The 13,923-nt window shown below is 54.7% G+C and carries 8 protein-coding genes; 6 read left to right on the top strand and 2 right to left on the bottom strand.

Going from position 1 to position 13,923, the window contains the following annotated elements; translation table 11 throughout:
• Positions 1-974: DUF3300 domain-containing protein (locus tag WA354_RS14435; protein ID WP_472813718.1), on the bottom strand; the 974-nt coding region annotated here is incomplete at its 3' end.
• Positions 975-1,438: 464 nt separating this feature from the next.
• Here WA354_RS14435 and WA354_RS14430 point away from each other — a divergent pair.
• The 5 genes from WA354_RS14430 to WA354_RS14410 all read left to right on the top strand — a co-directional run bounded on the left by WA354_RS14430 (position 1,439) and on the right by WA354_RS14410 (position 6,592).
• A complete protein-coding gene (locus WA354_RS14430; protein WP_472813717.1) occupies positions 1,439-2,113 on the top strand; it encodes a response regulator in 675 nt (224 codons plus the stop codon).
• Between the two features lie 170 nt (positions 2,114-2,283).
• Positions 2,284-2,679 carry a response regulator gene (locus tag WA354_RS14425; protein ID WP_472813716.1) on the top strand — a complete coding sequence of 132 codons (396 nt, stop codon included), beginning with the start codon at positions 2,284-2,286 and terminating at the stop codon, positions 2,677-2,679.
• 387 nt (positions 2,680-3,066) lie between these two features.
• Positions 3,067-4,389: a Dyp-type peroxidase gene (locus WA354_RS14420; RefSeq protein ID WP_472813715.1), complete on the top strand. Its 1,323-nt coding sequence runs from the start codon at positions 3,067-3,069 to the stop codon at positions 4,387-4,389.
• 44 nt (positions 4,390-4,433) lie between these two features.
• Positions 4,434-5,447 carry a hypothetical protein gene (locus WA354_RS14415; RefSeq protein WP_472813714.1) on the top strand — a complete coding sequence of 338 codons (1,014 nt, stop codon included), beginning with the start codon at positions 4,434-4,436 and terminating at the stop codon, positions 5,445-5,447.
• Positions 5,448-5,653: 206 nt separating this feature from the next.
• On the top strand, positions 5,654-6,592 hold the full coding sequence (locus WA354_RS14410) for a SphA family protein (RefSeq protein WP_472813713.1): 939 nt from the start codon (positions 5,654-5,656) through the stop codon (positions 6,590-6,592).
• Between the two features lie 111 nt (positions 6,593-6,703).
• Here the strand turns inward: WA354_RS14410 and WA354_RS14405 are convergent, their stop codons facing one another.
• Positions 6,704-9,964: a sensor histidine kinase gene (locus WA354_RS14405; protein ID WP_472813712.1), complete on the bottom strand. Its 3,261-nt coding sequence runs from the start codon at positions 9,962-9,964 to the stop codon at positions 6,704-6,706.
• A gap of 610 nt (positions 9,965-10,574) precedes the next feature.
• On the opposite strand from WA354_RS14405, the gene WA354_RS14400 reads away from it, so the two are divergent.
• Positions 10,575-13,923: TonB-dependent receptor (locus tag WA354_RS14400; protein ID WP_472813711.1), on the top strand; the 3,349-nt coding region annotated here is incomplete at its 3' end.

The raw sequence follows: 13,923 nt of genomic DNA, 5'->3' as shown, positions 1-13,923 counted from the left end.
ATGGAATCGCCGCGAGCAGTGCCGCCAAACCTGTCTGCTGTCGCCCGGTCTGAATATGGCGCGCCACCACGATGTTTGGGATTGTGTTGCCAATTGTCACGACCGCCACCCGCAGGCAGTTGCGACGGGCGATTGCCGACACCACCAGCACCGCCAACACCACCGACTCCCCCGGCCCCTCCAACACCGCCAGCGCCACCGATTCCTCCAGCGCCTCCAACACCACCAACCCCTCCGACACCGCCGGCGCCGCCGACATTCCCTCGTCCTCCGGACGGGAGTTGCGAGGGACGATTGATATTCGTGTTGCGGTTGAAGTTGTTATTGTGGTTGATGTAGACGTTATTGTTGCCGCCCCAGCCGCAACCCCAGCCCCAGCCTCCGCCCCACGCTGCACCTATCATCATGCCCACACCGAAAGAGACTGCCACGCCGGCCCAGACATATCCTGGTGGGTAAACATAGGGAGGATAGGGATAAACCGGCGGCCCGTAGACTACGACCGGGTCATAGGAGGGTACGTAGACAACCTCTGTTTTTGCGGGCTGAATGACGATGACCTCCTTGTTTTCAATAACCGTCGTCTCAACCTTCTGTTGCTCGGTCGTCTTTAGATTCCCTTTCGATTTCGCCTTGGCGCGCATTCGTTGCACGGCGTCCATCACATCGCCTTGTTGAGCCAGGAATGCATTTCCCAGGTCCGCAGTCCACTTGATGTTGTCATTCAGAATCTTGACGACATCGGGCAGAACCACGAGAGCCTGAACGCTTGGATCCCAGTCCTGCTTCTTCACTTCTGCGGCCGCCTTATCTCCTGTCAACTTGCTGTTTTTCTGCATCCACTGACTGAGCTGAACTATCTCCAGCGGATAAGTGGAGGCGGCCAGTATCTGGGCTAGCAATGGATCGGGATAGAGTGCGATAGGAGCAACCAGGGAATCCAGTTGATCGTTTGGCAGCTTTGCATCGTCCATCGTGCTCTTTGATTCTTGCGCTGTTGCAAATGCGATGGGATCAGCTGAAATGACAAGGGCAACGCAAAGCAGGAGAGCGATAGCACAGCGCATCCTCTGTAGGACTCTGAAACATAGACTCTTCGGCTTCATCGCAAGGCCTTCCTCTGCGGCTCCCGAATCTGACGCCCTCAGGCTGTCGGATTAAACACACAGGGCGCGAGATAGCACAACTAACTACCGGAACTTTTATCCCAGGGGGACAGGGAAATCAATAAGGTAAATGCCTAGGTTTCCAAGACGTGAAGCCCGTAGAACCAGCAGCATCCGACAAGGTTGTCAGGGGTTCTGCAATCTGGTTCTCTTGCATGATCGAATCAAACAGCTTGACCTGGATCGCATCTTGGTGCAATGTGTGTAGATTCTGACTTCGTAACGCCGGTGTCGGCTGCAGATGCGAAAGGCGAGAATCAGAAAGGATTCACATGGAAAGCGGCCACCATAACTCGCGGCAGATCAGCATCCTCATCGCGGATGATCATGCGATTTTCACTGAGGCCTTACGCCTCCTGCTCGAGAAACGGTACCTGGTCATCGGAGCCGTCGCCGATGGTCGCGCCCTGGTGACAGAAGGCATAAGGCTCCGGCCCGATGTGGTTGTTACAGATCTATCGATGCCGCTTTTGAACGGGCTTGATGCTGCGCGAAGAATCAAGGAAGCCGTTCCGAAAGTTAAATTTGTGTTTTTGACAATGCACGATGACCCGCATCTCGCGGCTGCGGCACTTGAACTCGGCCATGTGGCGTTTGTTCTCAAACGGTCTGGAGGATTGGAACTCCTTGCGGCAATTGAGCATATCTTGCGCGGACAGACCTATCTTTCGCCCAAATTGAGACCTATCGATTGCGTCGCCGCCAAGGCAATGGTAAGTCAGTTATCAAAAACTCTCACCAAACGGCAGCGTGACGTCGTTCAATTATGCGCCGAGGGACGCCCCGCCAAAGAGATTGCTTCCATCCTCAATCTGAGTGAAAAGACCATCCAATTCCACAAGTATCACATCATGCAGGCATTCAATATCAAGAACAACGCTGAGCTCGTCTTGTTCGCCTTAGACCGCGGATTGATTTCCGTCAATTCCGGGCCGCTTCGTGTCTAGGAGCATGCAACTCAGTTGCATCATCAGTCCGTATAAACCCTAGGGCTTCCCCTAGTAGTAATACCCCGCATCTTGTTTTAGAAATAGTTCGGAGTCGTGTACTCCGACCGACCTATTTGCGTTTGCACACTGGGCGTGCGGTGTCCTGTGCCTCGAAACGGAGGCGAACTTTGATCCGACCTCGAATACTCGTTGCCGAAAGCCATCCGATCCTTCGCGAGGCAACCATAGCACTCTTGACATCTCATTTTGATGTAGTCGGATCTGTTGCGGACGGAGTTGCATTGGTTGCGGAGGCCAGCAGACTTTGCCCCGACGTAATTGTTTCTGCGATCACCCTTCCGGTCCTCAGCGGAATAGATGCTGTTCATCAATTGCGGGAATCTATCTCACCCTTCAGAGCAGTCTTCCTTACAGTGCACGCCGAGCAAGAATTTATCGACGCCTGCGTGGCAGAAGGCGCACTGGGTTACGTCTTGAAATCTCAAATGAAGGCCCACTTGATTCCGGCGGTACAAGCGGCTCTCGCCGGAAAATCCTATATCTATCCATTCGCTCATAAATAATTCGCACGCCTTGTGTTAACAGACTTTACAGGCGACGCTTGATCTCCGTCGAAAGCCTCGGAGCACACTGTGCGGCAGCAATATGTGGCTCTTATCTGTCGCAGCGGACCTGTCGAGTTTCGCGAGACGAATCGCCTAGGAGAAGTACCAGTTGTGATTCCGTCGTGTGTTCCTGATACTTGGGGGGCACGACACAAGAATTAGTTTGTCCGGCGAATACCCGCATGTGACCGCCGACGAAATCAAGAAAGCCCTGAAGCTCAAGGCGGCTATTTCAAACATGCTCGACTTGATGCAATAGAAGTATTTGAATCGCGCCATGAGGGTAGAAACTGCGCGCCTCGTAGTCAGCGCATTGCGGTTGACGTATTTGCTGAGGAGTTTGCTGTGCTTGAATTTGACGACATCCAGCATTTTCTGATTGCACGCCCTCCTGCCCTCGCAGCGCGCTACGAGTTCTTAACATTTCGGCAGGTCGAAGGCGCACGCAGATGGTTGGCGGGAATCATACAAAAAGTAGGGACCGCAGGCATTGCTGGGACAAGCCAGTTGGACTCCAGATGGGTGACTGTTGCCTTTACGTGGAGCGGCTTGCGAGCGCTTGGTGTGAATGAAACGTCGTTGTCGACTTTTCCCGAAGAGTTCCGCCAGGGGATGGCCTCGCGGGCGGGGATTTTGGGCACAACCGGCGCAAATCACCCCGATCACTGGGTGGGGAGTCTGAACAGTCCAGATCTTCATGCCATTGCCATCCTGTTCGCGCGCGATGTTGCTGAACGCGAGCGTTGCCGTCAGGAGCACGAACAGTATGTGCGGCAATGCGCTGGGGTGGAAATTCTCTCTTCGCTGGATTTGGAAGCTATCCCACCATACGAGTTGGTCCGCGAGCACTTCGGATACCGGGATCGCCTTTCGCAACCGGTGATTGAGGGAACAGGCGTGGAGCCAACTCCCGGGTCCGGACCGCCGATCAAAGCGGGCGAATTTTTCCTTGGCTACCCCGATGAAGATGGCCCTCCCCCTGCGATGCCACAGCCGGAAATCCTTTCGCGGAATGGCAGCTATGTCGCTTACATCAGGTTGGAAGAGCACGTGGGCGCGTTTCGCGAATTTCTCCGAGAACATGGCGAGAGCCACGACGAACAAGAATTCATTGCGGCCAAGTTAATGGGACGATGGCGGAGCGGCGCCCCGCTGGTCCTTTCGCCGGACAAAGATCATCCCGAACTCGGCAAAGATCCCCAACGCAATAACGACTTCAACTACGCCACCATGGACCCGCACGGTTACGGTTGTCCACTCGGCGCGCACATTCGACGCATGAACCCACGCGACACAGCAGTGAACATGCAGAGACACAAGATGATTCGGCGAGGAGGTACTTACGGACCGCCTTTACCGGAAGGCGTTCCCGACGACGGGAAAGAGCGGGGTATCGCCGCCTTCATCGGCTGCGCCAGCCTGGTTAGACAGTTTGAGTTTGCGATGAATGTCTGGGCGAACGATCCCGCTTTTCATGAACTGGGCAATGAGCGTGATCCGATCTGTGGCACCCAGGATGGCACTTTTGACATGACCATTCCCAACAGACCCATCCGCAAGAAGATCAAGGGGCTGCCCGCCTTCACTACGGTACGGGGTGGCGCTTATTTCTTTCTCCCGGGCATTAAAGCGCTTCGGTATCTATCGACGCTTCCGAATGTGAGTTAGGGCAAGTCAATCCCTCAACCTTAGATCTGGAACTGGATCCCACAATGAGTGAACTCGAATCAGCACGAACATACAATCAGACTCAGATTTCGCGGCGCTACACGCCAGGCAAGAAACGCTTCAGCATTTACTGGACCTGGAGCTACCCTTGGGAATCCAATCGCGATGTCACGGAAATGGACAATCGCTTCTCCACCATGACCGAGGTTCGTCGTGTGGCGTGGCCAAGCTATGAGACGAAGGACTGGGACGTGATGAATTTCCTGCAGGGCATCGCAGGCACGCTGGAGTTGTTTCACCGTTCCACTCTTTCCTTCCAAGAGGTGGTTGGCGAAGTTACCGGTCATCCGGTCGCTGTATTTCAGCGGATTGACCAGGCAGGATACAAGCTTCCGATCGATGAACGGATCTTGCGCGACACAGACACACTAATGGTTTTTGGTCTCGATCATTTGGTTTCGGAACAGGAAGCGGCACTTGAAGAAATCAGCGCCATCCGTGAGTGGCTGAAGCGAGATGGGACCACTCTGGTGATTGGACCGCACCACGACGTCGGTTTCACGGATGACATGACGCAGCGGCAAATGGAATACGCTCACCACGGCGATGCATTGGTCCCACGCCAGCAGCGCTTTGGACAATACACGAGATCATTAATGAAAGGGCTTGGAGTTCCCGTCATGAATATGTTTGGACTCCGTCCGGCGCTGGTCAAGGGAACCAGCCAAATCGCACCGCTTACGATCAACAGAGATCTGGACAAGATCAATCTGCTAAGAGGGGTCAGCACCTTCAACTTCCATCCCCATCTTCCGCACTACGCGGTTACCAAGGATGAAACAGACTCCGTCCACGTCCTGGCACGTCAGCCGATCGATCTCGAAAGACCGCATCCATTCACAGCGGCCGGCAATACCGAATTCAACACTTGCATCTGGTTGCCCCCCGGAGGTGAACGCGCCGGCAACATCCTGCTCGCCGACTCCACGATCTTCACAACTTTGTTTGGCGGGACAGATAGCCTGGAGCGGTTCTGGAAGAACCTTGCCCAGCTATGATCGCGGGTCACTGCAGTCACCGGCGCACTGGCGAGTTTGTTTCGCTGCGATGTTTCGCCGAGTTTGCCCATCACCAATGGCTGAGTCCGTCATCACGTCACTTGCAGGAACAACCGTCTCTGCACCGCGGAGTTCAGCGCGGAACAGCGCCGCTCCCGAACCAGTGAGAAGGCTTAATCAGCAAGTCAGCGAACTTGAGATTTTCAGTGAGAAAAACTTTCATTCTTGTTCGGAAGATTTCGCTTGGTTTCGTCGCGGCAGCTTTCGCGTTTGTGTCGCCCACTGCGGCACAGGTTAGGGGCGTGTATCCACTGGGCATGAGCGCTACCAACTCCGGTGTTACTCCCCAATCTGGACTTACATATTCGAATCTCTTCATAATTTACAGTCGGGATCAACTGAGGGGTACGAATGGAGAAGTCCTGGCTACCGGAGAAAACTCGGTCCTGATGGATCTCAACAGTTTTGTCTGGGTGAGCAAGAACCAGATCGAAGCGCTGGGCGGCGCAAAGATATCGGTTTCGGCCACACTACCCATTGCAAATAACTCGCTCAGTTCGGATACTGAGGGCGCAGTTAGCGGTGGTGGCGGTTTCGCTGATTCCTACTATCAACCGCTTATTCTTGGCTGGCAGAAGAAGAGGGCTGACATTCGAGCAATCTGCGGGTTCCTTGCACCCACCGGAAGATTCGTCGCGGGCGCAAACGACAACGTTGGTTCTGGTTATTGGACTCCAGTCGTGGCGGTAGGCCAGACCTTTTATCTGGGGGAGAAGAAAAGGACCGCGCTCTCTGCCTTTCAGATGTACGAATTTCATACCACCCAGGAGGGCACTCAGATCCATCCCGGGCAAACCCTTGACCTCGATTACTCTGTCACGCAAAATCTCACTCTGCAAAAGGACTTACTCCTGCAACTCGGGCTCGTCGGGTACGAGCAGTGGCAAACGACGGACAAGACAGGACCAACAATCACTCCTGCGCAGGCAGCCGCGCATTACAGGGTCAACGCGCTGGGCTTCGCGTCAAACGTCCTGCTCCCACAACGAAAAGTGAACCTGGGTTTCAAATTCTTTAAAGAATTCGCGAACAGGGCAGGCTTCCAGGGATACTCCGTGCAGATAGCAGGCGCGATCAGTTTTTAGGGTACAACTGGGTTTGAATCCCTGGCACAATCAACTACCGGGTCGTCAAGGCCGTCACTGGGGATTCATGCTCTTTCGTCTCGGATTTGGCGGAAGGCCAGAGCCATTCCGTCAGAGCTCTTTCAAAACCTGGCTTTGATTCTCGGAACTCGCCGTTACGTGATTCTCAGGCGTTTTCAATGGAACGCGAGCATAAATCGTGGTTCCCGCCCCGGGTTTCGATTGGACCTTCAATTCGCCGTGTACGATTTGAAGTCTTTCGCGCATGCTGACCAATCCGAGACCTCTACACGAGAGCGCCTCTTGCCCTTCAAAACCACGTCCTGAATCCGCCACCTTCAATTCAACGGAATCTGGCGTGCCGCTCAGTTCCACCTTAAAGGTCTGAACGCCACTGTGCTTGACAGCGTTCTGCAGCGCTTCCTGCATAACCCGGAACAAGCAAAGCGAGACTTCCTTCGGGAGAGTGGATGGCATGTCCGCATTGTTGAAGTCGATCTCCACTTTAGCTTTCTCGGAGAGTTCCTTGCAGTAGCTTCTGGCCGCAATGGCCAGGCCCAAAAAATCGAGTCTGGAAGAATGCAAGCGATGTGAGATGGTTTGCGTGTCTGCGGCAATCCCGGCAATCTGCTCCTGAAGGTCGAGAAGGTGACCCGGAAGAGGTGAGTTTGAGGAATCCTCGGTTCCCCATTGATCCAATTGATAGGCCAACACGGCGAGTCGCTGAATGATATCGTCGTGTAGCTCTCTCGCAATCCACGTTCGCTCTTCCTCATGAGCTTCAATCAATCTCCGCCCAACGGTCGCCAAAGCGTCATCGGCCAGCTTGCGAACAGTGACGTCAATGCAAGATCCTATGTAGCCGGCGAATGTGCCGTCCGAATCAAATCTTGGCACGCCATGATCGAGAATCCAGCGATATTCTCCGTCGTGTCTCCGCACCCGGTACTCCAGCCGGAACGATTCGCGCCGGACGAACGCTGTCCGGTAGATATCCAGGTACGCATCAAGGTCCTCCGGATGCACCATCTTTGCCCAGCTTTTGCGAAGCTCCGCCTCTGAGGAGCAACCGGTGAATTCGAGCCACGGCTGATTGAAGTAGTTGAAAAGCTTGCCAATGTCCGACATCCAAATCATTACAGGTGCGGTGTTTGCGACTAGGCGGAAGCGCTGCTCGCTTTCGCGTATCGCTTCCTCGGCACGACGCCGCTCGGTGATGTCACGAATGGTGACTGTAAACAAGCCCCTCCCCTGGGATTCGATGCGGGCTATCGATGCTTCCATGGGAAATTCGTGACCGTTCGAGCGGATTGCCCAGAGAGCGGACGACGTTCCCATGGCGCGACTGGCGGATCCAAACTCCGCGAAGCGGCGCATGTATGCTCCGTGTTCCGAGCGGAAGCGTTCGGGAATAAAGCGATCGATGAGAGTTCCAACCGCTTCATCCTGGGCGCAGCCAAATATCTTCTCCGCGGCCGCGTTGAACAACACGATCCGTCGCTCCTCGTCGACCGCGATGATCGCATCCATCGCGGACCCCACGATGCCCGCCAGCCGTTCCTCGCTTGCCTGTAATTCCTGTTCCGCCCTCTTGCGGTCAGTGATGTCCTGTACCATGCCATGAAGTTGCACGATGCGACCGTTGTCATCGCTGATCGCCTCGCCTCGCCCGATCACCCATCGCGTTGTGCCGTCAGGACGAGTCATCTCAAGATCGAGCTTGTATTCGCTTCCGGTTCGCAACGATTCCTCTACAGCACGACTCAGCCGTTCCCAACTTTCGGTCGTGTATAGCTTTGGATGTTCCTTGTAGCTGGGCGCGGGCTGAGTAGGATCGAGACCGGCGATGCGATAGAGCTCCTCAGACCAGGAAACCGAATCAGTTTCCGGATCCCATCGCCAACCCCCTACTTTGGCCAGCTTCTGGGTTTTCTCAAGCTCTGCTTCTTTCTGTCGGCGCGCTTCTTCAGCTTTCTTGAGATCAGTGACGTCCGCCGCCATGCCGAACATTCGAAGATCGCCATTACCTGCGCCATCGAATTTCCCCCTGGCAGAGACCCAGTGCACGGCTCCGTCTGCGCGAACAACGCGAAATTCTGCGTCGTACGGTTTCCGGTCTCGTTCGGCATCCATGATTGCCTGCTCGACAAGTTCCAGATCTTCCGGAAATACCAAGCGGCGAAAGTCCTCAGCCTGCTCGGCATAGGAATCCGATTCGATTCCGAATACCGTCTGCAGATCGCCGAAACAATGGTTGCGCCCAGTGTTCTTGTCCCAGTCCCATCCGACACATTTTCCGGCCTCCACCGCGCGATGAAGCCGGTCGTTACTGATTCTCAACTCATTTTCTGCTGTTCGTCTTCTCATCCGCTGCCAGAGCAGGGCACCAATCAGCAGCGTCTCCAAAAGAATCAGAACAATGCCGCCAAGGATGTACCACTTGTAAAGTTCCCAGGCAGTCGGCTCACGGTTGAGGATAATGCTGCCAGGGGGAATCTCGCTCGCTTTGAGGCCCCAGCGTTTCACGGCGCGCCAATCGAACATGTAGATGTTGGAGCCTCGAATGATCGGGATATCCTGCGGCCTCTCCCCGTTGAGGATCCTGACAGCCATACTGCCAACCACCTGGCCCGCGAGGGAGTAGCTGAATACATCGCCCCCGACTGCCCCCGTGCCCACATCCACATCGTCCACAGAAAAGACTGGTGCGTTTGCCGAGCTGGTCACCAGCGGAACCGATTGAAGTGCATCGATGAAGTGCTTTCCTGCAGTGTCCTCCATGATCGAGGTGTGATAGACGATCGTATTGCTCGGCAAGTGCTTCAATCGTTCGAGGAGCTCGGGCATCGCCAGATCAGTGAGATAGGTGAAGTCCAGTGTCGATCCGTAACTCCGAAACCTTTGCTTAACCAGACCTTCGAGATAGCGGTCATATGGCGCCACGCCACCCACTACAACTACGTGCTTGGTATTAGGCGCTAGTCGCAGCGCCGCTTCCAAGGTCCGGCCCGGGCGTGCGATTCCCCAAACGCCGGTGAAGTGAGAGTCAAGCTTTGGTGGCTCTGCAAACTCTTCCGTACTTCCCCAGAAAACAATGGGTGTTCCTGGAGACAACAACTCGTGAGAGTCGGACATTAGTTTGATGGGGGATGGCCCAACCGCAATGATCAAATCGGGCTTACGATCTCGATACTTATGGAGATACCATTCAAAAAACTCGCGCTGGGTGGCTTCATCTGGGAAAAGGCTTGAGTCCAGATCCTCGCTGTAGAACTCGATCTGGTAGGGTGACTTCTCTAATGCAGAAAAAATCTCTTTGTTGATGGCAGCAACGCCGGGTGACCAAAGCCCTAGCTCGTTGAGAATAAGCACGCGCCGGACTTCCCTGATTTGGGTTGTGGCAGGGAACGGAAAGAGAAATAAGGTTCCCAGCAGTACAAGTATGAGCTTCCTCGAAGCCCAAAGTTCAGGTCTTCCCCGGGGAGGTGGTTGTGCTCTTTGCCCACCAGACAAAAGACTTCTCAGCGTTGACAATCCAACCAGGGAACGAGAGAAGCCTGCAATCACGCTGGCGTATCGACCAGGCTGGTGCCCGGGAGATCGGCTTCTCAAGTCAGAAGACATCCGGATTAGTCTCCCTCACAAATGAGTAATTCGACATCTGTCAGAACTTACAGGCTTCAGCGATCCTCGTTGGAGCGGCGCAACCCGAAACTGTCAAAACTTACAGTGGCGGATAGTTGGCTTACATTGAAAGAGTGAGTGCAGCCGGTGACGGCTTGTCACAAGGCGCACAACAGCCTAACATGTTTCGGCGATCTTCGGTGTGAGTTAGCGGCATCGAGTTAGCCTCGTCATTTCTATTCGCTGGACCGGAAATCATCCCTCCTCAGAAGGGTTTTCGGTGCTCATTTGGTCCAAATCATCGCATTCGCTGCGCCCTCCTCCATGGTTGGCCTGGCTTTCCGTGTGTGCCATTGGAATGGCCTCTTTGGGGCACGCCTTCGGTCAGACAGCGTCAACCGGCGCCATCGATGGCGTCACGCTTGATTCCTCTGGAGCGCTTCTCTCCGGTGTGGTTGTTGATCTCACTGGAGAAGGAGGCGGTGAGAGCAAGTCGGCGACGTCAGACGCGAATGGAAGATTCATATTCCTGCTAATGCCGCCTGGCAAGTATGCGCTTCATGCGAGCAAGGCAGACTTCGAACCAGTGAGCCTGCCCGAGATAAACATCTCTATAACCGAGACATTGCGGCTCGACCTGCATCTTCGTGTCGCGACGCGTCTTGAGCACGTACAGGTGTCATCGGGGCCGTTGATGGTCCAGTTCGACTCTTCGACATTGGGAAGAGTGGTGAACGAGACCGCAGTCAGTGGCTTGCCGCTAGTCACGCGGAACTTTGCCCAACTCGTAAGTCTCTCGCCCGGTGTATCAGCCGGAGTTTACAACGCGGGGGAACTTGGCCTCGGCGGAACCGCTCTGTCGCAAATTGCCGCGTCCAACGATGGAATTTTTGTGCACGGTGCGCGCTCATATGACAACAATTTCCAGTTGGACGGAATTAGCGTGAGTGACGTACAGGGGAGCGCAGCGGGCAGTGGTGGAATTCCGATCCCCAACCCCGACAGCATACAGGAGTTCAAGGTCCAGACAGGACTCTATGACGCGGCGTACGGGCGCTATGGAGGTGCGAATGTCACTCTGATTACGAAAACTGGCGGCCAAAGTTTCCATGGGTCCGCTTTCGAGTTCCTGCGCAATGAGTTTCTCAACGCTAACGACTTCTTTCTGAATCGAACAGGCCAACGACGCCCCGTTCTCAGCCAAACCCAGTCCGGGTTCGCGCTAGGAGGGCCGATAAAAAAGGAGAGAATGTTCTTCTTTGGTTCCTACCAGGGAACGCGCCAGATGAACGGTATCGCTGCCGGCCAATCCAGAACCGCTTGCACCGCGAGCCTTACTGAGCCGCCGCTAACCAGTGACCGTACTCCCACTGGCCTCGGCCAAATGTTTGCCGGGATGACCGGCATGCACGGAGGTACGGCGATCCGATCGGATGGCTCAAACATTAATCCCGTCGCTCTATCCCTCTTGAATTTCAAACTTCCTGACGGATCTTTCCTGATCCCAACGCCGCAGACGGTCGACCCGACGAAGCCTCTAGTGCAACAGGGGTTTTCGGCCATCTCGGCCCCCTGCAATTTCAGCGACGACCAGTTCTTGGCGAATGTTGAGTACCTTGCTCAGCCGAAGAGTAAGATCGCTATCCACTTTTTCCTCGCGGATGATGACGAGACCGTCACTTTTCCAGGTAATGGTCTTAATCCGGCCGGCAACATCCCGGGGTTTCCTAGTCCCGGCGATTCTGGCTTTATTGTGTTCTCGGCCGCCCACACTTATACCTTCACAAACACATGGCTCAACGAAGCTCGACTGGGATATGTCAGGACGAGAGCAAGTACAGAGGCCAGGACCCCGTTTAGTTGGTCAGATGTGGGCGTTGCCGAGGGAGTTATGAGTTACAACAACGAGCTCCCTAGCTTGAGTATTGTCGGTTCGGTAAGCATGGCCTCCGGGTTTCCGCGAACGATCACCCAAAACAGTTTTGAGTTCAATGATGACCTTAGCTTCGTTCACGGGAACCACACGGTCCGATTGGGCGGATCGGTCACTCGTCTGCTGGACGATGTCAATCTCGTTGGCCTTGGCTCGTTCCTGCGGTTTCTAAGCTGGCCGGATTTTCTACTTGGCCTCAGCGCTGAAAATAACGGTACAGATTTCAGCAATGTCTTTGCCTCCGCCGATGACTTCGGCCTTACGCAACGGGAATACGGAGTTTGGGAAGGCGCAGGCTTTGCGCAGGACAATTTCAGAGCTGCTAAGTCCCTCACCGTGAACGTCGGCCTTCGCTACGAGCACCTCGGTCAATTTGCCGACAATCTGGGTAGAAACGCGAGTTTCGACTTCAGCAAAGCTGATCCCAACCCTCCAGCAGTTGGAAGTATGGCGGGTTACATAGTGGCTTCCAACTTTTCGGGTGTTCTCCCTCCTGGTGTTCTGCGTGCGAGTAATGCCTTCGGAACCTATGGCGACGGACAAGACACAATCGCTCCGCGACTTGGATTTGCGTGGCAGTTCTTGCCCGACACAAGCCAATTAGCACTCAGAGGGGGATATGGAATGTATTATTCACGGCCCACCGGCCAAGCTTTTTATCAAAATGTCTTCGGCGCCCCATTTTCGGTGTTCCGCATAAATACCGGGGAAGCGAACGCTAATGCGACGTTGCAAGCGCCCTTCCAACAGCCGTTTCCGACTCCGGAGTCATTTCCTTTCTTCCCCGCGTACTCTCCGACGTCTGCCACTACTATTTATTCCGTCGCTCCGGACTTTAGGCCCGCCTTGATTCAGCAGTATTCATTGAATCTTCAGGACGAGCTACGAATGGGATGGCTCCTGGAAATTGGATACGTTGGCACGCACGGCACACACCTGGTGCGTCAACGATCTCTGAATCAAGCTCTGTCAGCTTCCGCGAACCAGCCAATCAGGGGGGTGACCACAAATACCTTTGCGAATATTTCACTGCGAGTCCCCATTCGCGGGGTACCTCCAGACTCGCTTCAGGAGATGGAATCCGAAGGCAGCTCCTCGTACAACGGGCTTGAGGCCAGTCTGACGAAGCAGTTAAACCACGGGATCCAATTCCTCGCTTCCTACACCTTTGCCAAGGTATTGGATTCTGATGGCTCCGACATTAACTCAACTTCATCTGGAAATGCCTTGACGCTGGGAGATCAAAACTCTCCCCGTCAGCGATGGGGGAGAGCCAGCTTTGACCGCACTCATCGATTGGTCTTCAGCGGAACATGGAGTCTCCCCAGCCCGTCAGATGGATACGAACAGACGGTTCTGGGAGGGTGGGCCGTTGCCGCAGTAGTTACGATTCAATCCGGCAGCGCTCTCACCATCGCAGACACCAATACCAACAACGCTTTTGGAATTAACGAAGACCGGGCGCAATTGAGCGGCGCCTGCTCGAAGAGCCAGCTTGTGAGGGCGGGCGCGGTGGAGTCCAAACTGAGCAACTATTTTAAGACTTCCTGTTTTGTGAGCCCGCCAATCATTGGCTCGGATGGCATCGCTACCGGCTTTGGGAATAGTGCGACCGGAATTGTAGATGGTCCCGGACAAGCGAACCTGGATTTCGCATTATCAAAAACGGTAGGGCTCCGATGGCCTATTGGGAGCGGCAGTCTCCAATTTCGGGCCGAGTTCTTTAACGCATTGAATCATCCGCAGTTTGCCAACCCCGATGCTAACTTCACTT

It is taken from the genome of Occallatibacter sp. (assembly GCF_049802275.1).
Classification (GTDB): domain Bacteria; phylum Acidobacteriota; class Terriglobia; order Terriglobales; family Acidobacteriaceae; genus Telmatobacter.
Note: the sequence above shows the minus strand (reverse complement) of the source record. Positions and strands in the feature narration are given on the sequence as shown.

What these genes read in the sequence shown, in the direction of transcription:
- WA354_RS14415 (WP_472813714.1), top strand. Translation starts at nt 4,434, where the DNA reads ATGAGTGAACTCGAATCAGCACGAACATACAATCAGACTCAGATTTCG.
- WA354_RS14430 (WP_472813717.1), top strand. Translation starts at nt 1,439, where the DNA reads ATGGAAAGCGGCCACCATAACTCGCGGCAGATCAGCATCCTCATCGCG.